At 61.0% G+C, this 21282-nt stretch carries 19 protein-coding genes and 1 tRNA gene; 9 read left to right on the top strand and 11 right to left on the bottom strand.

Annotated features, from left to right (window positions below; all coding sequences use genetic code 11):
• Nucleotides 1–11 precede the first annotated feature (11 nt).
• From GM79_RS17030 to GM79_RS17010, 5 genes are all read right to left on the bottom strand, one after another.
• Complete coding sequence (locus GM79_RS17030) at nucleotides 12–659, bottom strand: HD domain-containing protein (protein ID WP_035566268.1); 648 nt, start codon at nucleotides 657–659, stop codon at nucleotides 12–14.
• A 43-nt stretch (nucleotides 660–702) separates the two neighbouring features.
• Nucleotides 703–1572, bottom strand: a complete 870-nt coding sequence (locus tag GM79_RS17025; RefSeq protein WP_035566264.1) for an EamA family transporter — start codon at nucleotides 1570–1572, stop codon at nucleotides 703–705.
• An 81-nt stretch (nucleotides 1573–1653) separates the two neighbouring features.
• A tRNA-Thr gene (locus tag GM79_RS17020) sits at nucleotides 1654–1729 on the bottom strand.
• A 132-nt stretch (nucleotides 1730–1861) separates the two neighbouring features.
• A complete protein-coding gene (locus tag GM79_RS17015) occupies nucleotides 1862–4330 on the bottom strand; it encodes a DUF349 domain-containing protein (RefSeq protein WP_051719001.1) in 2469 nt (822 codons plus the stop codon).
• Between the two features lie 92 nt (nucleotides 4331–4422).
• Nucleotides 4423–4977: a YqgE/AlgH family protein gene (locus tag GM79_RS17010; protein ID WP_035566261.1), complete on the bottom strand. Its 555-nt coding sequence runs from the start codon at nucleotides 4975–4977 to the stop codon at nucleotides 4423–4425.
• 345 nt (nucleotides 4978–5322) lie between these two features.
• Here GM79_RS17010 and pdxH point away from each other — a divergent pair, with 345 nt between their 5' ends.
• The 4 genes from pdxH to GM79_RS16990 all read left to right on the top strand — a co-directional run bounded on the left by pdxH (nucleotide 5323) and on the right by GM79_RS16990 (nucleotide 9765).
• Complete coding sequence (pdxH, locus tag GM79_RS17005) at nucleotides 5323–5973, top strand: pyridoxamine 5'-phosphate oxidase (protein ID WP_035566258.1); 651 nt, start codon at nucleotides 5323–5325, stop codon at nucleotides 5971–5973.
• Nucleotides 5974–6088: 115 nt separating this feature from the next.
• A complete protein-coding gene (locus GM79_RS17000) occupies nucleotides 6089–7414 on the top strand; it encodes a DUF1015 domain-containing protein (protein WP_035566430.1) in 1326 nt (441 codons plus the stop codon).
• Complete coding sequence (locus tag GM79_RS16995) at nucleotides 7411–7992, top strand: Maf family protein (protein WP_035566256.1); 582 nt, start codon at nucleotides 7411–7413, stop codon at nucleotides 7990–7992. The genes GM79_RS17000 and GM79_RS16995 overlap by 4 nt, the downstream gene beginning before the upstream one ends.
• Nucleotides 7993–9765 carry a hypothetical protein gene (locus tag GM79_RS16990; protein ID WP_035566254.1) on the top strand — a complete coding sequence of 591 codons (1773 nt, stop codon included), beginning with the start codon at nucleotides 7993–7995 and terminating at the stop codon, nucleotides 9763–9765. It begins immediately after the preceding gene.
• 243 nt (nucleotides 9766–10008) lie between these two features.
• On the opposite strand, the gene GM79_RS16985 is transcribed toward GM79_RS16990, so the two are convergent.
• The 6 genes from GM79_RS16985 to sdaAB all read right to left on the bottom strand — a co-directional run bounded on the left by GM79_RS16985 (nucleotide 10009) and on the right by sdaAB (nucleotide 16346).
• Complete coding sequence (locus GM79_RS16985; protein WP_035566251.1) at nucleotides 10009–10440, bottom strand: EamA family transporter; 432 nt, start codon at nucleotides 10438–10440, stop codon at nucleotides 10009–10011.
• Between the two features lie 26 nt (nucleotides 10441–10466).
• Nucleotides 10467–11339 carry a glycosyl transferase gene (locus GM79_RS16980; RefSeq protein WP_035566247.1) on the bottom strand — a complete coding sequence of 291 codons (873 nt, stop codon included), beginning with the start codon at nucleotides 11337–11339 and terminating at the stop codon, nucleotides 10467–10469.
• Between the two features lie 6 nt (nucleotides 11340–11345).
• The gene (locus tag GM79_RS16975) at nucleotides 11346–12335 is read right to left on the bottom strand and encodes an NAD(P)H-dependent glycerol-3-phosphate dehydrogenase (RefSeq protein ID WP_081867838.1); all 990 of its coding nucleotides are present in this window, start codon (nucleotides 12333–12335) and stop codon (nucleotides 11346–11348) included.
• Between the two features lie 248 nt (nucleotides 12336–12583).
• Complete coding sequence (locus GM79_RS16970; protein ID WP_035566428.1) at nucleotides 12584–13969, bottom strand: efflux RND transporter periplasmic adaptor subunit; 1386 nt, start codon at nucleotides 13967–13969, stop codon at nucleotides 12584–12586.
• 75 nt (nucleotides 13970–14044) lie between these two features.
• Nucleotides 14045–15604: a TolC family protein gene (locus GM79_RS16965; protein ID WP_081867837.1), complete on the bottom strand. Its 1560-nt coding sequence runs from the start codon at nucleotides 15602–15604 to the stop codon at nucleotides 14045–14047.
• 61 nt (nucleotides 15605–15665) lie between these two features.
• A complete protein-coding gene (sdaAB, locus tag GM79_RS16960; RefSeq protein WP_035566243.1) occupies nucleotides 15666–16346 on the bottom strand; it encodes an L-serine ammonia-lyase, iron-sulfur-dependent subunit beta in 681 nt (226 codons plus the stop codon).
• Between the two features lie 284 nt (nucleotides 16347–16630).
• Here sdaAB and GM79_RS16955 point away from each other — a divergent pair, with 284 nt between their 5' ends.
• The 5 genes from GM79_RS16955 (at nucleotide 16631) to GM79_RS16935 (ending at nucleotide 21269) form a co-directional block, all read left to right on the top strand.
• Entirely contained in the window at nucleotides 16631–17647 is a 1017-nt protein-coding gene (locus tag GM79_RS16955; protein WP_035566242.1) for a tryptophan 2,3-dioxygenase family protein, read from the top strand.
• 102 nt (nucleotides 17648–17749) lie between these two features.
• Nucleotides 17750–18037, top strand: a complete 288-nt coding sequence (locus tag GM79_RS16950; RefSeq protein WP_035566240.1) for a hypothetical protein — start codon at nucleotides 17750–17752, stop codon at nucleotides 18035–18037.
• Nucleotides 18038–18466: 429 nt separating this feature from the next.
• Nucleotides 18467–19048: a TetR/AcrR family transcriptional regulator gene (locus tag GM79_RS16945; protein WP_035566238.1), complete on the top strand. Its 582-nt coding sequence runs from the start codon at nucleotides 18467–18469 to the stop codon at nucleotides 19046–19048.
• Nucleotides 19049–19252: 204 nt separating this feature from the next.
• Nucleotides 19253–19798 (top strand): cysteine hydrolase family protein, encoded by a 546-nt coding sequence (locus GM79_RS16940; RefSeq protein WP_035566236.1) that lies wholly within the window; start codon nucleotides 19253–19255, stop codon nucleotides 19796–19798.
• 367 nt (nucleotides 19799–20165) lie between these two features.
• Nucleotides 20166–21269 carry an ISAs1 family transposase gene (locus GM79_RS16935; RefSeq protein WP_035559885.1) on the top strand — a complete coding sequence of 368 codons (1104 nt, stop codon included), beginning with the start codon at nucleotides 20166–20168 and terminating at the stop codon, nucleotides 21267–21269.
• The last annotated feature ends 13 nt before the right edge of the window (nucleotides 21270–21282 follow it).

The following is a 21282-nucleotide window of genomic DNA, read 5'->3' as shown; positions in this document are numbered from 1 at the left end:
GGTAATCTGCGCTAATCCAGTCCCTCCCATTCGGCTAGGAACTGCGCTACGAAACCCTCCATGTAGCGATGGCGACTGGCGGCAACTTGCCGGGCGGCGTCGGTGTTGAGACGGTCCTGGAGATGCAGCAGCTTCTCGTAGAAGTGGTTGAGGGTGGGCGCGGCGTTCTTTTGGTAGCTAGCGAAGGAGTCATGCAATACCGGCGGCACGGCCGGGTCGTGCAGCGGCCGGCCCTTGTGGCCCCCGTAGGCAAAAGCGCGGGCAATGCCAATGGCGCCGATGGCATCCAGCCGGTCGGCATCCTGCACCAACGCGGCCTCAATTGAAGAAACGGGCGTGGCCACCCCCGCTCCTTTAAATGACACTTCGCGAATCACAGTTTCGACACGCGCGATTACATCTTCGGACGCGGCCTGACTGCGCAGCCACTCGCGGGCAGCACGCGGCCCGGCCTCGTAGTCCCCGTCGTGAAACTTCCAGTCGGCAATGTCGTGCAGCAGCGCGGCCAGCTCCGTCACCAGCGGGTCGGCTTCGGACGCAGCAGCGGCCAGCCGGCGAGCCATCAGCCACACCCGTCGGATGTGGGCCCAGTCGTGCCCGCTGCCTTCATCAGCAAATTTCTGCTCGATGAAATGAGCGGTGGCCGGTATCAAGTCCATAGAAGAATTAATAAAAAGTGGGAAACAGGCGCTGGGGTATTGTTCAATTTTCGATAGCCGGCAGCACTTTCCGGGCATTAAGCGTCGCGCCCGCGCTAGCAATAACCACCAAAGCCACCGCCAGCCATTGCGTGAAGGAAAGCTGCTCGTGCAGGAAAATCAGCCCACATACCGCCGCCATAGCCGGTCCCAGGCTCATAAGCACGCTAAAAGTGCGGCTGGAGAGCTTGCGAAGCGCGTTCATCTCCAAGGTGAATGGGATGGCGCTTGAGAGCAAGGCCAAGGCAAAGCCCGAGACCAGCAACGCGGGCGTGAGGCGGCCCAATCCGCCCCCGGCAATGGTAACGGGCAATACGGTGAGGGTGGCGAAAAGCATACCAGTTGCGACAACTGCCGGGCCGGAAATCAGTTGGGAAACTCGCCCGCCCAGCACAATGTAAGCCGCCCAGCATGCCCCCGCCAGCAAGGCAAAAAAGCTACCCAACAAATCCAGCCCATGGCCGTCCCAGGGTGCAATCAGGGCAATGCCGCTGCCGGCCAGCGCCACCCACACAAAGTCCAGAACCCGCCGCGAGCTGCTCACGGCCAACAGCAGCGGCCCCATGAACTCCAGCGTCACGCATAAGCCCAGGGGTACACGGGCCAGCGCCAGATAAAAGAACAGGTTCATGGCACCCAGCACCACCCCGTACGGAATAATGGCGCGCCACTGCGGGCCCGTCAGGTTGCGGAGGCTAGGACGGAATACGGCCAAAAGCATAAGGGCCGACAGACCGACGCGCAAGCCGGCAGCGCCCGACGGGCCAACGGCCGGGAAAAGCCCTTTGGCCATGGCCGCCCCGGCCTGTACGCTCAACGAAGCCAGCAACAACGAAGGAACGGGCGGCAAGGCGTCCAGCCAATTTTTGCGCATCACGAAGCGGAGCTAAACCAAACAGACCCCAGAACTCGCCACCGTTTCCGGCCCGACGACTTTTGGGGTCTGCTTCTCACATGGAGCCTCCTGCCGGGATCGAACCAGCGACCTACTGATTACAAGTCAGTTGCTCTACCAGCTGAGCTAAGGAGGCGTTGAGGTGCCACAAAAGTACGCAGGCAAACCGTTTTTGCCAGCTTTATCGGCCATTTATATCACAAAAAAGCCCGACACTGTTCGTGTCGGGCTCCTCTGAAACGGATAAGCTACTGATTCTGAACCAATGTTAGCTGCGAATCATTTTCAGCTGCTTTTTCAGAATTTCGATGCGCGTCTGGCCTTCGGCGATGCGCCCTTCGTATTCCTGACGAAGCTGCGCCGCGTTTTTGGAACGAGCGAAGAAGGCCAGATTGGTCTGCAAGGTGGAATGGTCATTTTCCAACTCGTTGATTTCCTTGCGCAATGCCATTTCCTTGCGCGTAAGCTGCTGCTGCGCCTGCGGGCGGGCTTTCAACCGGGCCACTTCGGCCTGAAACAACAGCTCGGTACGGTCGGCATAGGCCAGGCCGGGCACCTGGTCGAGGTATTTGCCCAGATGGCTTAGCAGCTGCTCTTCGCTGCGGTCGGAAGTACCGGAGCCGGCACCCACGTCGGTGGGGTCAAACTCGGCTCCCCAACGGGCGAGCAGCCCCCGGAACCCTTCGAGGGAGCCAGGGTTATCGGCGGAGAGGGCATTGACTTGCTCGGCAATCTTTTCGAGGTGGCTGGTTTGCTCCACCGACGACAATTGCACTTTCTCCTCACGCTGCCGGGCCTCGTGCTTGGGGCGCTCAAATACGGCGTCGCAGGCGGCGCGGAAACGGTGCCAGAGCTTATCAGCCAACTTATCGGGCACGCGGCCCACGTCCTTCCACTCCTTCTGCACCCGGATAACAACCTGACGCGCGGCATCACCGTCGGCGTTATTCGCCGCTTCTTCAGCCTGCTCAATTAGTGCGATTTTGGCTTTTACGTTGGCCGATTTCTCATTGTCGAGCGACTTAAAGAATTCGTTCTTGCGGTTGAAGAAGCCTTTATAGGCCGCCCAGTACTGCTTGTTCAGGGCATCGGCCTGGGCCCGGGGCACGAGGCCAGCGGCTTCCCACTCCACTTTAATTTCCTGGAGCTCGTCGGTTTTGGAGCGCCACAGATTCACACGGTCCGAATCGAACGCGGCAAAAGGTAGCACCCGTTCCAGCAGCGCCTGCTTCACGGTCAGGTTCGCCTTTTCCACCGTCGAGCGCTGGTCCACAAACTCCTTGCGGCGCTGGTGCAGCACGTCGGAAGCCGCAATAAACCGCTGCCACAGGGGCTCGCGCTGGTCGTTGGGCACTGGGCCGATGTGCTTCCACTCGTCGTGCAGCTTGGTGAGCTCGTCGAGGGCTTTATTAATGCCGGTTGCCTGCGCCAAAGCTTCGGCCCGCTTTATCAGCACTTCTTTGGCTTCGAGGTTCCGCCGACGGTCCAGGTCCTTCATCTCCAGGAAGCGGCCCTGCTTGCTGTAATAGATGTCCAACAGACCGTGGTAGGTATCCCAAATGGCCTGGCTGTCGGTCTGAGGCACGGCCCCGGTGGCTTTCCACTCACCCTGCAGCGCCTTCAGCTTCGCCGAGCTGTCCTTGGTTTCCGCTGCTTCAACCAGCAAACGAAGCTGGTCGAGGAGCTGCTTTTTCTTGCTCAGGTTGTCGCCCCGGCTGGCATCTTCGGTTTTGGCGTCTTTGGCGCGGCTCTCACGGAATTCCTGCAAGGCCTTATTAAGCTCCTGCTGGCCTTCGGGCTGCTGAAAAGCGAAAGCTTCGGCGCCTTCGCCACCCTCGGCAAACTTCTGGCGGGCCGCACTGCGGGCCAGGCCCACATTGGCTTCGTACTGGCGGGTCAGGTCCTGAATCTGCTTGCGGTTTCGCGCAGCGTTGGAGTCCCGCAACAACCCAACCAGATAGGTAGCCTGGGCAGGCAGGTCGAGAGCGGTAAAATCGGGGATTTCAGCTTCGGATACGCTGGGCCCGGTTTCGTGGATTTCCGATTCGTGGGTTTCCACGGCGGGCGCGGCATCCAACGGGGTTTCTTCCGAAGTTGGCAGCGTAGCCAATTCTTCCGGAGCCGTTTCCAACTCCTCGGCCGTGCCGATGTGGGCGGTGGGCAGCTCGGGTGCCTGGTCTTCCACGGTAGCACCGGACTCGGCAACGCCGCTGTCCATAGGGCCGCTAAGGGTTTCCGGGTCGGCAATGGGCGCCGGATGCGCCGTGTCGATGTGGCCGGCGGCAGGCAAGGCTTCGGGATTAGCAATCACGGATTTTTCGGCCGCCGCTGGCGAGGCATCACCATAGTGCGCCAAGGCCCGGGCTTGCGACGCCGATACTTCGTGGCCATCAACCGTAGCAGGATTGGCCACATGGTGCGAGGACTCGATGGCCGCACTGGCTTCCGGCGTACCGGGCTCGGGCGCGAAGGCGCCGTGTGCGGCCGCAACAGCCGGCTCAGCCACGGGCTCGGCGGTGCCGGCCCCGAGGGGCTGGTCGGCGGGCAATTCGGGCGTGCCTTGCGTGGGCAATTCTACCTGACCCTGGTCTGCGTCGGCAGCAGGTACGGCCGCATCAGTGGACGCGGGAGTGCCCTGGATTTCGGCCAGGCGACGTTGCAGGATGGTCATGCGGTCCTCCGCAGACGGGTTGGAACCGTCAGCAAGCGGGGCAGTGGGGTTTTCTTCAGCAGCCATAAAAATTCGAAAAGGCCAGCCCGACAAATTGGACCAGAGGAGAGAGCAAAAAAAGGATGATAATGAAACAGAAGCTACGGTTTGAGACCCAATCAGTTCAAACGGGGGTCTACCGGATAATTGGCCAGCACTTTGTATCGCCCGCCTTTCTCCCGAAGAATCTCACGCCAAAACGCATCAGACGACAAAGTAAACACTTTCCCCGCGCTTGCCGGGTGCCGTATCCAACTCCGCTCCTTGATTTCGCCCGCCAGCTGGCCCGCCGACCAGCCCGAATAGCCGGCAAAAAGTCGCACGCTGGCGGCATCAACCGCGCCGTTCCCGACCAAGCCCAGCAAGTGTTCAAAGTCGCCGCCCCAGTACACCTCTTGCCCCAGGGCCGAAGCACCCGGCAGGTCGGGCTGGCGGTGCAGGTAGTGCAGGGTGTTGGGCTCAACCGGCCCACCAACATAAATGGGCAGCATGGCAGCAGCGACTCCTAGTGGCGGCAGCTCCAGCACATCGCCAAGCGTGAGGGCAGTCAGGCGGTTGAGCACCAACCCAAAAGACCCGTCTTCGGGCTCATCGCGGCACAGCATAACAACGCTGCGCTCGAAGTTAGGGTCGCCGAGGAAAGGTTGCGAGATAAGAAGCGTGCCGGGTCGCATAATAGTCAGGGAACAAAAGAAAAGGGCGAAACAACGACTGGTATACGACGATTTAGCGGGCGAAGGGCAGTCCAAACGGCTTCCCGGTTGTTAGTAACTTGCGCCCCGAAAGGCGCGCTGCTCACCGCCTCAAGCAGGCGTCCTAAGTAATAAACCAATAGCTTTTAGCTGCCCGCTTTTTTGTTCGCAGTTTGTTGAACGTGAACTAGCATGCGTTTAATTCAGGTCAAGAACTTATTCGTTAAGCATTTGATGAATCAGAATGTTGGCGTTTCGTTCTTAAACCGGTAAGAATTTCGCTAAGCACAGCCTACTTATAATAAATACCCCCTCCTCAACCGTCGCATGATTGACCCGCAACTCGCCGACCTTCGCAAGACCTACGCCCAACGCACGCTGGCCGAAGCCGACGTGCTGCCCGATGCCGTGCAACAGTTTCGGGTGTGGCTCGACGAAGCCTTGGCCGCCCAACTCGATGAACCCACAGCCCTGACGCTGAGCACAGTGGGACCAAACGGCCAGCCCTCGTCCCGGGTGGTACTGCTCAAGGGCTTGCCCGAGGAGTGCAGCTTTCTGTTTTACACCAACTACGAGTCGCGCAAGGGCCAGGAGCTGGCCGAGGCGCCACTGGCCGCCCTCAACTTCTTTTGGCCGGGACTGGAGCGGCAGGTGCGCGTGGAAGGCCGGGTTGAGAAAGCCCCCGAGGCAATGTCGACTGAATATTTCCAGAGCCGGCCGCGCAGCAGCCAGATTGGTGCCTGGGCCTCCCCCCAAAGCCAGGTAATTGCCAACCGGGAAGTGCTGGAAACGCGCGAAGCGGAGGTAGCCGACCAATTTGGAGCGCAGAACCCCCTGCCCCGCCCGGAACACTGGGGCGGCTACCTGCTGCGGCCCCACCGCATAGAGTTCTGGCAAGGCCGCCCCAGCCGCCTGCACGACCGCATCGTGTACGAGCTGACCGGCACCACCTGGCAGCGCAGCCGCCTGGCGCCCTAGCAGCTACAAGCCGCAAAATTTTAGCTGCAAGCTTTCAATCGGTTGCAAGCGGTTCAATGTGCGTTTGATTTTGCACCACTGCTTAAACCTCAAATTCGATTCATTCCTTACCAGTTTGGCTGAAATTCAACCCCTGCGCGGCTGGCGCTACAACCCAACGCTGAGCGCCGATATTGACGCGTATGTTTCGCCGCTTTTCGACGTCGTGTCGACGAAGCAGCGGGACGCGCTGTACCAAAACCCGCTCAACTCCATTCACCTCTCGGTGCCCCGGTCCGACGACCCGTCCGCGGCGGCCCTGGTTCGCCTGCGCGAGTGGCAGGCGGCCGGCATTTTGCGCCAGGATGAGCTGCCCGGCCTTTACGTTTACTACCAGTACTTCCGGCTGCCCGGCAGCCCGCGGGAGTATTGCCGCAAGGGTTTCATGTGCCACATCCGCGCCTACGAATGGGCCGAAAATGTGGTTCTGCGGCACGAAAACACCTTACCCGGCGCCGTAAGCGACCGCGCCGCGCTCCTGGCCCGCACGCAGTTCCAGACCAGTGCCACCCACGGCCTATACCGCGACGAGGAGTTTGAGCTGGAGCGGTACATGGACGAAGCCATGCGCGCGCCATTGCTTGAAACCGAGGAGGATTACCAGGGCGCCCGCGACGTGCTGGCCGTGATTCAGGACGCCGCCATTATTAACCGGTTTCAGGAAATAATGGCCGCCCGCCAGGTGATTCTGGCCGATGGACACCACCGCTACGAAGGCTCGCTGGCCTACCGCCACGCCCGGCAGGCGGCCACCCCCGACGCTACCGGCCGCGAACCCTGGAACTACCACCTGATGTACCTGACCAACGCGGCCGCCGACGACCTGCGCATTCTGGCCACGCACCGGCTGCTGCTGGAGCTACCCGGCCACTTGAGCGATGCCGAGCTGCTGGCCCGCCTGGCGCCCTACTTCACCGTTTTACCCAAAGAAAACGCCAACGACTTACCCGAAATTATCGCGGGCAAAAAGTGGGCTTTCGGCGTGTACCTCGGCGGGCAGGCCTACAAAATCAGGCTGCGGCCCGAGGCGCACGCCCTGCTGAATTGGGACACTACCGAAGAAGTAAAGCAGCTTGATTTGACGGTACTGCACTTCTTCGTGCTGGAAAAAGCGCTGGGATTGGTGGGCCCCGATGCCCAGCGCGCCTGGACGGGAGTGGCTTACGTGCGCAATTTCGCGGAGTGCCTGCAACGGGTGGACCGGGGCGAGGCTCGCGCCGCTTTCATTGTGAACGAAGTAAGCATGGCCGAAGTGGAAGCCGTGTGCCATTCCGGGGCCGTGATGCCGGCCAAATCGACCTTTTTCTACCCCAAAACGATTGGGGGCTTCCTCTTCAGCAGCATTGCCGATGAGGAAGACGGCAACTTATTCGCGCACCATTTTCAGGGTATTCTTTCGTGAAATTAATCTTAGCCTCCAACTCCCCACGCCGCCGCCAGCTGCTCGCTGACATGGGCCTGGCCTACGAAATCCGCCTGGTGGAAATCGAGGAAACGTACCCCGACCACCTGCGCCGCGCCGAAGTAGCCGAGTACCTGGCCGCCCACAAAGCCGCCGCCTACGCCGCCAGCCTGGCACCCAACGAAGTCGTACTGACCGCCGACACCATTGTCTGCCTCGGCGAGGACGTGCTGAACAAGCCGGCCGACGTGGCCGAAGCCACCGCCATGCTCACGCGCCTGCAGGGCCGCGCCCACGACGTGTTCACGGCCGTATGCCTGCGCGGCGGCGACGGCCGCGAGGTGGTTTTTTCGGACCAGACCACCGTGCATTTCCGCCCCCTCTCCCCTGCCGAAATCGCCCATTATATAGCCACCGCCAAGCCCTTCGACAAGGCGGGCGCCTACGGGGCGCAGGACTGGCTGGGCATGGTGGGCATCACCCGGCTCGAAGGCTCCTACTTCACCGTGATGGGCCTGCCCACGCACCGCGTGTGGGAAGAGCTGGACAAAATGGGCGCGCTGCCAAAGCCCGAGTAGATGCTACTATCTGCGCGCTTTTTCTGGCTCCTGGGGCTGGGGCTGCTGGCATTGTGCACAGCTTATTCGGCGCTGGTGCTGGGCTCCGCGACCTGGGCCGAAACGCAGGCGCTAGATGCGATTTTTCCGTTTTATGGCGAGCCCATTCGCCGGTTCAGTGCCACCGAATACGCAGCTTTTGGCCGGTCACTTGCCTGGGGAGCAGTGCTGTCGGCGGGCCTCTTTGGCGGGCTTTGCGGCTTGCGCGCCTACCGGGCGGAGCTCCGGGCATTAGGTAAGGAGCTAATTCTTTCCGCCGCCGCCCTGCTCGCCGGCTTTAGTAACCTGACTAAAATCCAGCTGCAACTGGCCTGGGGAGCGCTGGCGCTGCTCACCGGGCTGCGGCTCTATTTCAGCCTTTATAATCCGGAGTACGACGATGCCGTTTCCTACGAGGTGTTCGTGAGCAAAGGGCTGCTGGCCACCACTGCCTACTATCCCATTCCCAACAACCACGTATTTTCCAACACCATCAGTGTGGCGTTCTACCAGCTACATCCCGGCTTTTGGTGGACCATGCGGCTGCCCGTGCTGCTCATTAGCACCGGGGCCACTGTTTTTCTGTTTTTGGGGCTGCTGCGGCTCGCCGGGTTTCGGGTGGCGGGCATTGCCACGGGCCTGTTTAGCTGCCTGCAGCTGAGTTTGTACCACGCCGGAGTGGGCCGCGGCTACTGGCTGATGATATTGCTGGCGGGCATCGTCTTTTTCAGCACCCTGATTTTGGTGGAGCAGCGGGGCCGGCAACGGGCAGCCTGGGCGGCCCTCGTGCTGGCCGGGGTACTGGGCGGCTACACAGTTCCGCCGTTTGCGTACGTGCTGGCTTCCGCTTTTTCCTGGCTTGGGGTGGCGGCGTTGCGGCGCCGCAACTGGCGCCAGCTACTACCTATCGCGGCGGCCGGCGGACTGATTGGAGCGGGAGTGCTGATACTTTACAGCCCGCTGATTTTCGTTTCGGGCCTGAACAAGCTGGTGGGAAACGGGTACGTATCGGCGCTGCCGGCCGCCAGATTCTGGACCGGCCTGCCCGCTTACGTCTGGTTCAACGAGGGCTTTATGGCGGGACAGCGCACACTGGGGGCGTTTATCGCGGTGCCAATGCTCGGGGCGGTGGCCTGGCTGCTCCTGGCGGCGCGGGGCGGCCGGCTGCCCGCCGGGCTCACGCTACAGCTGGGACGCGTGGGCGTACCGGCGCTGTGGTTTGCCGGGCTGCCCTACGCGCTTATTCTGGCGCAGCGGGTTTTTCCGCCCGAGCGCGTGCTCTTGTACAAGGCATTTTTCTCCTTCATTCTCGTGGCCCTGGTGATGGAATGGCTGCGCTGGCGCTGGCCCAGCGGCCGGTTGCGATGGGGCATTACCGCTTGCATCGGGCTGTTTGTAAGCTATCAGGCTTATTCAGTCATTCGGGTAAATCCGGCGGCGCGGGGCACCAATGCAGCCTACCACGCCGGGCTCCAATGGCTGGCCACGCAGGCCCCCGGCCCAGTCCTGATTCCGGAACCCACCCACAACTTGTTTTTTCGCTTTTACGCGCATTCCGAGATGCGGCAGCGCGCCTGGCACATTGATAACGACCAGCACGGTACCACCCGCTACGCCTACGTGGTGGCTTTCCCCAAAAAGCGCGGGTTCTTTCAGCCCGAGTTTAATTTTCCGCCCGCTTATCAAAACCGGGAAGTGGAAATCTATCGGGTTCCCCAAAGGTATTCCTTGCAAACCAAAGCCTGGCGGCACTAAGGGTACCATCTGAATTGATTAGGACTTACGCACTCAGTTGCTGGCGCGCGTCTCCGACGCGTTGCCCACTGGTTTCGCGTCTCTGACGCGCGCGGCCAACGAGACCAGACGGTGCGAACGGCGGCGTTTGGAAACGCCAAGCCAGCAAGCCACGCGTCAGAGACGCGCGCCAGCAACTGAGTGCGTAAGTCCTGTTGATAATCAAAGCCTGCAGCCCGTCGCTTAAAGCTTATGGCTCACCACCTAATGCCCCCGCGCCAGCAAGGCGATGCCCACCACAATCAGGACCAGCCCGCCCGCCTGGGGCATCGACAAGCCTTCGCGCAGCACCAGCACGCCCAGTACGGCCGTCAGCAACACCGAACCGCCCACGATAACGGGCGTGCCCACCGAGGAATCAACGCCGCGCTGAAAGACCACAAAGGTTAGGATTTCAGCCAGGCCAACCCCCAAACCTGCCAATGCCGACAGCATCAGCCCCTTGCCAGTAATGGTCAGCGGCTCGCCCTGCAGCTTTAGCTTCACCAGCCAGATGGCTCCCAGCCCCGCCGCCACCAGCTGCAACACCACGGCGCCCACGGCCGCCGGAACGTGGTTGGCCGCCAACTTGATAAAGAAATTATAGAGGGCCAGGCACAGGGCCGTGAGCAGGGCCAGAGGAAGCCAGTTGAGCATCGCGTTGCCTGGCGGTTGACCAGGGATTACAGAAGTATATAGTTGCGGTATTCGCCCAGGCGGTAGCCCGTGAGCTGCTCCAGCCAGCGCTTGAGCTGGTCTTTGGGGCGGTAGTGGTTGCGGCTCATGTCGTGCTCGTAGCGCCAGTTTTGTTCGGCAATGCGCGGCAGCATCACCTGCGGGTGCGCACCGCCAAAGCGCACCAGCGAATCGACCTGGCTGTAGTCGAACTCGTCGGCGGGCACCACGTTCTGGGCCACCCACTCGTCCGTATGCCAGAACTTGTTGAAGGTTTCCTGCTTGCGCTGCATGGCGGCGGGCGTTTTCACCCAGCCGTAGTGGTGCACGGTGGCATCGAGTAGCCGCACCCGCAGCTTGGCATTATCCGCCAGCCGGAAGCCCTGCGCGTCGCGGTACGAGGCCACGCCGATACCGGGCCGCACAATGCGGATTTCGCGCCGGTACCAACGGTAGGAATCCCCCACGTAGTCGTACGAGCCGTAAAAATGCCGGTAGTTGAGCAGCAGGCCCTGCACCGCCTGCTCGTGCTGCCAGCGGGCCATGCCAGCCCGGATGGCCGGGTAGTCGGCCTCGTGCAGCACCTCGTCGGCCTGCAGGTAAATGGCCCAGTCGGCATCGGCGGGCACGGCCGCCAGGGCCTTATCAGTTTCTACCGCCAGCACCCGCCCGCCCTCGCGCAGTGAGTCGTCCCACACGGTTTCGATGATGCGGATTTTGGGCGACGCGATGCTGCGGATTAACCCCAGCGTATCGTCGGCGGAATTGCCAACGGCCACCACCACTTCGTCGCAGAGCGGCAGCAGGGAATTGATGCTTTCCACCACCGGATAATCGTAGGTGATGGCGTTGCGAACGAAGGTAAAGCCGACGACTTTCATGGCAAACTAGCGCAGCTGGTCCTTTAGCAATTCCATTTCCACGGCGGGCGCCACCTTTTCGTAGAGCACGCGGTAGGCAGCGGTGGTGATGGGCATGTGCACTTTCAGCTTTTTATTCAGTTCGTAGATGCTTTTCACGGCGAAGTAGCCTTCGGCCACCATGTTCATTTCGAGCTGGGCCGATTTCACGGAGTAGCCGCGGCCCACCATGCCGCCAAACGTGCGGTTGCGCGAAAACTGCGAGTAGGCCGTCACCAGCAAGTCGCCGAGGTAGGCGGAGGCCGAGAGGTCGCGCGGGTGCGGGTTGATGGCCTGCAAAAACCGGCGGATTTCCTGCACCGCATTGCTCACCAGCACGGCCAGAAAGTTGTCGCCGTAGCCCAGGCCGTGGGCGATGCCGCCGGTCAGGGCAATGATGTTTTTCATCACGGCGCAGTACTCAATGCCGTCGAGGTCGGAAGCCGGATAGGCGCGCACGTAGCGGTTGCGCAACAGCTCGCAAAACTCCTGGGCCAGCGCCGCATCCGGCGAACCGATGGTTAGGTAGCTCTGCTTCTCCAGGGCCACTTCCTCGGCGTGGCAAGGCCCGGCAACGACGCCCAGCTGCTGACGACCCAGCCGGAAACGCTCGGCCACGTAATCCGTCACCAGCTGATTTTTGCCCGGAATCATGCCCTTAATGGCCGAAACCACGCGCTTATGCTTCAGCGCGTCACGGTCCAGCTTGTCGAGCACGGGCTGCACGTAGGCGGCGGGCACAGCCAGCACCAGCCAGTCGGCTTCTTCCACGGCATCGGCCAGGTCGGTGGTCGGGTACACCCGGTTCAGGTCGAACTGCACAGCCGACAGATAGCGCGGGTTGTGGCGGGTGCGCAGCAGGTGCTGCACGTCGTCTTTTGAACGCAGCCACCAGTCGACGCGGGCGCCATTTTCGCTGAGGATTTTGGTGAGAGCGGTGGCCCAGGAGCCGCCGCCCAACATGGCTATTTTTTCCAAATCAGTGGGGCTTATCAGTTGGGTGGTGAGCCATAAGCGTTACGCTACAAGGCGCAAGCTTTAGTTATGATTGTGACTTGGTTGCAAGTCATTCAAGGTGCGTTTACTTTGGCACCGCTGCTTTGCTCAGCAGCCAGGAACACCCTGCAAAATTGGCCGGCCCCACGCTGCTGCAATAGTAAACCTTACTAGTACCACAGCGTAGCCCCGGCCAATGCGCACGACGTTCAATTGCAACGCAACGGGCGCTAGTTATCCGTCTCGGGCTCTTCTTTAAGGGCTTCCTTGTTGAGACTCTTGGCGTCCTTGATATCCACCAGGGCCCCGTCCTTCAGGGTTTTGGCCACGGCCCGGAAGGGGCCGCTCACCACCTGTGCGCCGGCGGGCACACCGCTCAGAATTTCAATGCTCTGGAAGTCGCTGATACCGGTTTTTACGGGCGTAAGCACCGCCTTGCCATCTTTCACCACAAACACCACTTCCTGAATCTCGGGCTTGGGCGCGCCGGCCACCGCGGCACGGCCGTTCTGCTCGTTGTCTTTACCCTCGCCGGCTTTCACCGCCGCCGAGTCCGAACGGGTGGTTACGGCGGCCAGTGGCACGCTCAAGGCGCCACTTTTACGGTCCGTCACAATGTCGACCGAAGCCGTCATGCCGGGCCGGAAGGGCACGATGGTTTTGCCGCCTACCACGCGCTGCAGGTGGCGGTAGCTCTCGGGCAGCATCTGGATGCGCACTTCAAATTCCGTCACGGCCTCGGCCGTCAGCGCGTCTTTGGCGGTGTTGGCGATGTTGGTCACCAGGCCCTTGAATTTTTCGCCCCGGCTACTGTACGCGTCCACGTCCACGTCCACCGAGTCGCCGATGTTCACGTTGTTCACGTCATTCTCGTTCACGTTCACCCGCACCTCCATGTTGTTGAGGTTGGCGATGCGCATCAGCTCGGTGCCGGCCATCTGGCTGGTACCCACTACCCGCTCACCCTTCTTCACATTAAGCTTGCTAATGGTACCGCTAACGGGGGCGTAAATCGTGGTTTTGTCGAGGTTGCGGCGGGCTTCGTCCAGCGAGGCCGAGGCTGCGTTCACGGTGCTTTGCGAAGCCCGGATGGACTGGCGGGCGCTGTTAATTTCCTCCTGCGAGGCGTTGTAGGCCGCCTGACTGGCTTCGTAATCGGCCTGCGAAATCACCTTTTGCTTGAACAACGAGGCATTGCGGCGGTACGAAAGCTCGGTTTGCTTGGCCGAAGCCAGCAACTGTTGCAAGCGGGCCTGGGCCTGGCCCACGTTGGCGCGCTGGGTACCCACCTGGGCATTTTGCACGGCCACCTGCGCCTGGTAGTTATCCGGCCGGATGCGCAGCAACAATTGGCCCTTGAGCACCGAGTCGCCTTCCTGCACGTACAGCTGAATGATTTCACCGGAAACATCGGGCGAGATTTTCACCTCCGTTACGGGCTGCAACTTGCCCGAGGCGCTCACCTTTTCAACAATAGTGACGGGGCCGGCTTTGGACACCAGCACTTCCACCCCGGTAGGCTTGCCCACCCACCCCTGTTTTTTGGCCACGGTGTACGCCGCGAGTGCGACCACCAACACGCCCACGAGAATGTAGAGTATACGGTTGTTTTTCATTTTTTTGCAGTTAGCCAATAACCATTGGCTTATGAAGATATTATTGGAATGGGCGAGTAGCTATTGACTTAACACTTACAAAGCCAGTGGCTTACCCTGGTAGAATTCGAGCACCTTGCGGCGAAAGAAGAATTCATACTTGGCCTGAATCATGTCCGATTCGGCGGCCGTGAGGTTGTTGCGGGCAATGTTGAAATCGGTGCCGTTAAGCAAGCCGTTATTGAAACGGATTTCGGCGTTGCGGAAAGCCAGCTGCAGGGCGTCGACCTGCCGGGAGCTGGCCGTGAAACGGCGCTGGGCCGCCAGCGCGTCAGCGAAGCTCTGCTGAATGGTCTGGCGCAGCTGCAGGCGCGTTTGCTCGGAGCGCAGCTCAGCTTGCTGCACATTCACCTGAGCCCGCTGCACCCCCACCCGGCTTTGCAAGCCGTTGAGGATGGGGATGTTGAGGCTAAACTGGACAAACTCACCCCGGTTGTCGCCCAACTGGTCAAAAAAATTGTAGGGCAATGTTTGGGTATTAAACTGAGGGCTCAGCAGCACGAACGGCGACGGCGAGTAGCCGCCCGGCGCGGCCGGGTCGCGCTGAAGTACGGGCACTTCTACCGGCTCACCCTGGGTGCGCTGAAACTGGGTGCGCACCGATGAAAAACCGGTTTGCACGCCGCCAGCCACCGTGAGGCGGGGATAATAGGCGCCGCGGGCAATGTCGATGCCCCGACGGGCGCTTTCCACGCGCAAATCGGCCGCCTGCACGTCGGGCTGGTTCTGGCGGGCCAGCTCGTAGGTGGCGTTGGGGTCCAGCCCGTCGGGCGAGGTGGTGTAAGCCGTGGGGTCGGCGAGGGCGGGCACGTCCACCTGGAACTGCGTGGCCGTGGCCGGGTCCAGGTTCAGCAGCTGCACCAGCGTGAGCTGGGCCAGGTCGCGCTGGTTCTGGGCGGTCACGAGCGTACGTTCTTCGCCGGCCAGCTGGGCACGGCTATCGAGCAGGTTGCCTTCGGCCACGGCCCCGGCCTTGAGCAGCTTTTCGCTTTGCGTTACCTGGGCGCGCACCGTCCCGAGACGCGCCTCCGAAGCCCGGATGAGCTCCTGGGCCAGCAGCAGCTGCAGAAAGGAAGAGGCCACGTTCAGCGATAAGTCGTTGCGCGCCTTGGCAATATCAATGCGCGCGGCCTGGGCATCCAGCACCCCCTGCTTCACCGTGTTGCGCAGCTGAAACCCGGAAAACAACGTCAGCTGCGCGGTAGCGCTGAAGTTGTTGGTCCGCACGTTCAGCTGCTGAAACTGGTTGGTGAAGGGGTCGCGGTTGGTACCGAAGTTGAAGCCCTGGGTGCCATTCAGGCCGGCGGTGGGCAGCAGCGCGGCCCGGTTCAGGCGCTGAATGGCTTCCTGCTGCTGGGCCGTGAGCTCGCTCTGGCGCACGGTCAGGTTGTTTTGCAGGGCGTAGTCCACGGCGCGCTGCAGGGTCCAGGGGCCGGTGACGGGCAGTTGGGGCCGCCCCAGCTGCGCCGCCGGCGGCACTGGAGGAACCGCTGAATTTTGGGCATTTGCGGCGGGGGCAAGCGCCAGCAGCACCCCCACAAACCCCGCCAAAGCCAATGGCCGGGCTTCAAAAAGTGGCATAGTCCTTCGTTTCATCTTGCAGAAAAATAGTGCTTGGAAGAGGCGAAAATAACCCGAACAGGATTTGCGGGCGTCATTATTCGAGGGTGGGAATGTAGGTGATGCGCTGTACCCAGCTGAGCTGACGCAAATAAGCCAGCGTTATTTCCTTGATGGGGCTGTCCATTTCGATGAACTGCCGGGCGGCGTCGTTGCGGCCCTTGCGGCTCACAAACATGGTGGCGATGTTGCACTGGTCGTGCGCGATAACCGAGGCGATGAAAGCAATGGAGCCGGGCACGTCGTTGGCATCGATAATAAGCGTGTGCAGCGAGCCGGAAAAATCGGAGGGAAACCCATCCACTTCCACAATGCGGATAACGCCACCGCCCCGGCTCTGCCCCACTATCTCCACACGGTGCCCGGTGCCGCTGTCGTGCAGGCTCAGCTTAATGGTATTCGGGTGCATGGTGGAGGCGTTGCCCACGCTCTGAAACGTGTAGTTCAGGCCGGCTTCGGCCGCATGGTCGAACGCGGTACGAATGCGGGTGTCGTCGGGGGCGTAGCCCAACAGGCCCGCCACAATGGCGCGGTCGGAGCCGTGGCCTTCGTAGGTGCGGGCAAAAGAGTTGTAAAACGTGACGACGGCCTCGGTGGGAATACTGCCCAGCATGCGGATGGCCGCCCGGGCAATGCGCACTACCCCGGCCGTATGCGACGAGCTGGGCCCTATCATCACGGGCCCAATCATATCAAAAATACTGGATTTTTCGGCCATCAACTTGCGCCATACGTGGTGTTATGGGCCTAAAAGTAGCGGATTGGCGCCATACCAGCCCCTACCACGCCCCAAATATTGCCGCCCAGCCACAATGGGCGGGTGGTCGACGGGCTTTCGGGACCGGATTCCCGGCAAAGATGCGGCCGGGGCTTAATCAGTTGCCCCAGCAGTTGCCCCAGGTGGCGCGGCGGCACCTGCCACAAGCCGGGTGGCTCGTTATTTTAACGATATTTGCCCAGGCCCACCCAGGCTGATTTCCCCCATCCACCCACCCCACGCCCATGCCCACCCATCCTTTGCCGGACGAATTTTCGCCGGCCGTATTTGAGCAGCTCCGACGGCTGCAGGCCCGCTACGCCCCCGACGGCCAGGACCTGGCCGCCTACCTCGAAGGCCTGTACCACGCCAAGTACATCAACTATTGGGACTACATCGAGCTCGACACGCTGCTCTCGCTGCAGCGGCCGCTCACGAACCTGCCCGATGAGCGGATTTTTATCATGTACCACCAGATTTCGGAGCTGTACTTTAAGCTCTGCCTCTGCGAATACGAGCAAATCGGGGACCTGAGCGCGCCCACGCTCGGCGAAGTCGTGCTGCGCCTGGGTCGCATCAACCGCTATTTCGACAACCTCATCGACTCGTTTGATGTCATGGTCGATGGCATGGACAAGGACCAGTTTCTGGATTTCCGCATGGCGCTCATGCCCGCCTCGGGGTTTCAGTCGGTGCAGTACCGCATGATAGAAATCGCGAGCACCAGCCTCGAAAACCTCACCGACAAGGCCAAGCGGCAGGCCCTGGGCGAAGCCTCGGCCCACGACTACGACCAGCTGCTGGGCTGCATTTACTGGAAAGCCGGCGCCACCATCGAGGACAGCGGCGCCAAAGCCCTCACGCTTATCGAGTTCGAGCGCAAGTACACCGCCGACCTCGTGCGCCACGCCGAAGCTTACCACGAGCGCAATGTGTGGGCCGTGGTGCAGCGCCTGCCCGCAGCCGACCAGCAGCACCCGCGCCTGCTGCGCGCCATGCGCCAGCTCGACGTGAGCGTGAACGTGAACTGGCCGCTGATGCACTACAAATCGGCGGTGCGCTACCTGCAGCGCAACCCCACCGACGTGGCCGCCACCGGGGGCACCAACTGGCGCAACTACCTGCCTCCCAAGTTCCAGCGCCGCATTTTCTACCCCCAGATTTGGAGTGCGCAGGAGCTCGAAGACTGGGGCAAAGGCTGGGTGGAGCAAGTGCTGGGCGAGACTGAGATTGTGCGCAAACCCCAAAACGTTGTCTCCTAAAGCTATTTGAGGCAGCTTTTAGCACTTCAAAACACGTTTAATTGAACACGAAAACGGTAGGCATCCGTATGGAAAAGCCTGCCGCTTTTTTTAGCAAAACCCATGACCGAAGCTGACCAGAAACTCATCGACACTTCCCTTGCGCAAATGCAAGCCCTGCACACCAACATCAGCAGCTTGTGGGACAGCGACGCTATTGCCGCCTTTTACCACAACGTGCTGACCAGCGCCGTAGCCCGCAACGGCCCCGAGCTGGCCAAGCCGCTCATGGAAATCCTGACTGAGGTTTACGAAAACACAGCCAAATCACACGTCGATTTGGGCCGGCTCACGGCGGGGCTGCCCACGCCCCCGGCAACGCCCGCACCCGGCAGCGGGGAGCCGAAATAGTTTTCCGGGTCTTACCCGGGATTCTTCTTTCAAAAGGGCGGATTGACACGCTAAGCTCTTTTCTGCTTCTGACGTGTCGTTAAACAAGCAGGGCAAAACCTTCGACTCCCAAGCCAAGCCGCTTAGGGAGTGCTCACAAGGCAAAACCGTGCTACAAGCGTAGCGAGGCGCGATAGCGAAAACGAACGTTTGTATCGTTGCTTACGCCGTCGCACCAACTACTTCATCGCATAGCAAGCCAGGAGGCACAAAAGGTAGAAGCCCGCGCTACCGAGTCGGGGGGAGCGTACTTGTTTACCAATCCCCACTGCTGACTAAGGCAAACGTGCCGGGCCCTCCGACTTACCCGAGCGTTATTCGAGGGCAGGAATTTTATTTTGGACCGAACGGTTCTTAATTGTAACTTGCGCCTCATAAGTCCTCCATTCGATGCCGCGTCCCCAGGAATTTGATACCACCGAAGCACTTCGTCAGGCCCTGGGCGTGTTCTGGCGCAAGGGCTATGAGGCCACTTCCGTAACGGACTTGCTGGCGGCGACCGGGCTAAGCAAGAGCAGTCTGTACGCCACGTTTGGCGGCAAGCGGGAGCTGTTTATTGCCGCGTTTGACACTTACCGGCAGGACCGGGCCCGTGCGGCGCACCACGTGCTGGAACAGGGAGCCGTCCGCCCGGCCATCGACGCTTTTTTTCACCAGCTTTTCGCCAGCGTGAACGACGCCGAACCCGCTTATGGATGCATGAGCATCAACCAGGCCGTCGAGCTGGCCCCGCACGACCCGGAGGTGCGCCAACGCGTGGTGCAGGACCTGCAGCTGATGGAGGACCTCTTGACGCGCACCATCGAACGGGGGCAGCAAGCGGGCGCGCTGACCAGCCCGCGGCCGGCCCGGGACCTGGCCAAATTGCTGGTGCTGGCCTTTCCGGGGCTACAGGTGATGGCCCGGGCCGGCTATAGCCCGCAGCAGCTCGACGATTCCCTGCAGCTGCTCCTATCCCACCTGGACGGGTAGCGCAGGTCTGTTCACATTTTTTTGCTTAATTTTGGACCGTTAAGTCCATAACTAACGTTTAGTCACTTAGCCCTGCCTTAGCATGCAGATTCGGTTCAGCGGCTGGGTTAACAAAATGGCCGGACTTCGACCTCATTTGGTCGTCATCCGGCTTTCACCTCCCGGTAAATTCACCGCATATTTTCACCCTAACAAAAAAGTAAAATGAGCAAAGCCCTGATTATTGTCGACGTTCAAAACGATTATTTTGCCAATGGTGCCATGGAGCTCGTGGGCCCCTTGCCAGCCAGCGAAAACGTCAAGCTTGTGCTGGCCAAATTCCGCGAGGAAAACCTGCCCATCGTCCACGTGCACCACCTGGGAGTGTCTCCCGACGCGACGTTCTTCCTGCCCGGCACTGAAGGGGCCGAGATTCACGCGAACGTGAAACCGGAAGCCGGCGAAAAAACAGTGCAGAAATACTACCCGAACAGCTTCCGGGAGACGGACCTGCTGGCGCATCTGCAAGGGCTCGGGGTCAAGGACTTAGTGATTACGGGCATGATGACGCACATGTGCATTGATGCCACCACCCGCGCCGCCCGCGACCTGGGCTTTGAATGCACCGTCATCGGGGATGCCTGTGCCACCAGAGACCTGGAAGTAAATGGTGCGCAGGTGAAAGCCGCCGACGTGCAGACGGCATTTTTAGCCGCGCTATCCTCTTTCTACGCCAAGGTTCAGGACACGACGGAGTACCTGGCTGCCTAAGGGCTTACAGCTAGACCGCAACCAACAAGGGATTGGGGCTATAGTCTCAATCCCTTGTTGGTTGCGGTCTAGCCATTTTTTTTATTTCACCCAACCCTCGTTCTCGGACACTTCTTGAAAAACGCCGCTTTCGGCTTCCATTCAGGACACGGCTGGCGTGGTGCTTTGGCGGGGACCAGGCTCCCTTTGGAAAGTTTACGAAACCCATCTGCCTTGGCCATTTCGTAAACTTTGAATCGTAGACGGGTTTCGTAAACTCGTACCGCCCCTTAGCAGGCACTTGGCCACTTGGTGCCGAGCTACTGCTGGTCCAGACTAACCGCACTATGTGCGCAAGGGTAAATTTGCGGCTTACCCCCTTGGTTCGATGTCGTTACTCACCCACTTAGCCGACGTGCCGGACTTCCGGCGGCAGAATAAAAACTTTCGCCACAAACTATTAGACATTCTCGTTATCAGCGTGCTAGCTGTGCTGAGCGGGGCCGACGATTTTGAGGAAATCGCCTGGTTTGGCCAGCAGAAAGAACCCGTCTTTCGGCGCTACCTCTCGCTGGACAACGGTATTCCGTCCGACGATACCTTCCGGCGGGTCTTTCAGCACCTGGACGCGGCGGCGTTCAACGCGGCCTTTCTGGCCTGGATGCGGCAGGTGCTGCCCGCCGACCAACTCGGCCAGGTTTGTATCGACGGTAAGACCCTGCGCGGCTCCGGCCCGCAGGCGCTGCACGTGGTGTCGGCCGTGGCCAGCGCCCAGGGCCTGAGCCTGGCCCAGGTGGCCACGGCGGGCAAAGGCCACGAACTGGCGGCCATCCCCGACGTACTGGCCCTACTCGACGTACGCGGCTGCCTCGTCAGCCTCGATGCGCTCAGCTGCCAACCTGCCATCGCGGCCCAGATTTGCCAGCAAGGCGGTGATTACCTGCTGGCCCTCAAGGAGAACCAGGCCACGCTCTTGGCCGAGGCCGAACGCGCCCTGGCTCAGGTGCCCGCTCGGCAGACGCTCGAATCCTGGAGCCTGGCCTCCCACAACACCCCGCTCTGCACCCAGGTCAGCGTCCAAACCGACCTGCGCTGGGTCGATGAAGAAGGCCGTTGGCCGGGGCTGGCCGCCCTGGTCCGGGTCGCGACCACCCGCCACCCGGTCGACGGACCGGCCCAGTCGCAGGCCGTGCGCTACTACCTCAGCAGCCGCGCGAGCCTGACCCCGGCCCAGGCCACGGCCGCCGTGCGCGACCACTGGGCCATTGAAAACAAGCTCCACTGGCACCTGGACGTGACGCTGGGCGAAGACGCCCACCGCTTGCGCCAGGCCCAAGCCGTGGAAAACCTGGCCCTCGTGCGCAAAATGGCGCTTAACCTGCTGCAACAGGACCCCACACGGGTCAGCATCAAGAAAAAACGAAAGCGGCTCGGATGGAACGATGCCTATTTAGAAGAGCTGCTGACCCAGATTTGCCACCAACTTGCATAGTGCGGTTAGTCTG

The organism is Hymenobacter sp. IS2118, assembly GCF_000715495.1.
Classification (GTDB): Bacteria; Bacteroidota; Bacteroidia; order Cytophagales; family Hymenobacteraceae; genus Hymenobacter.
This window is presented reverse-complemented; position numbering and strand designations above follow the sequence as displayed.

Excerpts from the sequence above, each read along its gene's own strand:
- GM79_RS17010 (WP_035566261.1), bottom strand. The coding sequence starts at position 4,977 with ATGCGACCCGGCACGCTTCTTATCTCGCAACCTTTCCTCGGCGACCCT.
- GM79_RS16965 (WP_081867837.1), bottom strand. The coding sequence starts at position 15,604 with ATGAAACGAAGGACTATGCCACTTTTTGAAGCCCGGCCATTGGCTTTG.
- pdxH (WP_035566258.1), top strand. The coding sequence starts at position 5,323 with ATGATTGACCCGCAACTCGCCGACCTTCGCAAGACCTACGCCCAACGC.
- sdaAB (WP_035566243.1), bottom strand. The coding sequence starts at position 16,346 with ATGGCCGAAAAATCCAGTATTTTTGATATGATTGGGCCCGTGATGATA.
- GM79_RS17025 (WP_035566264.1), bottom strand. The coding sequence starts at position 1,572 with ATGCGCAAAAATTGGCTGGACGCCTTGCCGCCCGTTCCTTCGTTGTTG.
- GM79_RS17015 (WP_051719001.1), bottom strand. The coding sequence starts at position 4,330 with ATGGCTGCTGAAGAAAACCCCACTGCCCCGCTTGCTGACGGTTCCAAC.
- GM79_RS17030 (WP_035566268.1), bottom strand. The coding sequence starts at position 659 with ATGGACTTGATACCGGCCACCGCTCATTTCATCGAGCAGAAATTTGCT.
- GM79_RS16970 (WP_035566428.1), bottom strand. The coding sequence starts at position 13,969 with ATGAAAAACAACCGTATACTCTACATTCTCGTGGGCGTGTTGGTGGTC.
- GM79_RS16990 (WP_035566254.1), top strand. The coding sequence starts at position 7,993 with ATGCTACTATCTGCGCGCTTTTTCTGGCTCCTGGGGCTGGGGCTGCTG.
- GM79_RS16955 (WP_035566242.1), top strand. The coding sequence starts at position 16,631 with ATGCCCACCCATCCTTTGCCGGACGAATTTTCGCCGGCCGTATTTGAG.
- GM79_RS16940 (WP_035566236.1), top strand. The coding sequence starts at position 19,253 with ATGAGCAAAGCCCTGATTATTGTCGACGTTCAAAACGATTATTTTGCC.
- GM79_RS16980 (WP_035566247.1), bottom strand. The coding sequence starts at position 11,339 with ATGAAAGTCGTCGGCTTTACCTTCGTTCGCAACGCCATCACCTACGAT.
- GM79_RS16950 (WP_035566240.1), top strand. The coding sequence starts at position 17,750 with ATGACCGAAGCTGACCAGAAACTCATCGACACTTCCCTTGCGCAAATG.
- GM79_RS16945 (WP_035566238.1), top strand. The coding sequence starts at position 18,467 with ATGCCGCGTCCCCAGGAATTTGATACCACCGAAGCACTTCGTCAGGCC.
- GM79_RS16985 (WP_035566251.1), bottom strand. The coding sequence starts at position 10,440 with ATGCTCAACTGGCTTCCTCTGGCCCTGCTCACGGCCCTGTGCCTGGCC.
- GM79_RS16935 (WP_035559885.1), top strand. The coding sequence starts at position 20,166 with ATGTCGTTACTCACCCACTTAGCCGACGTGCCGGACTTCCGGCGGCAG.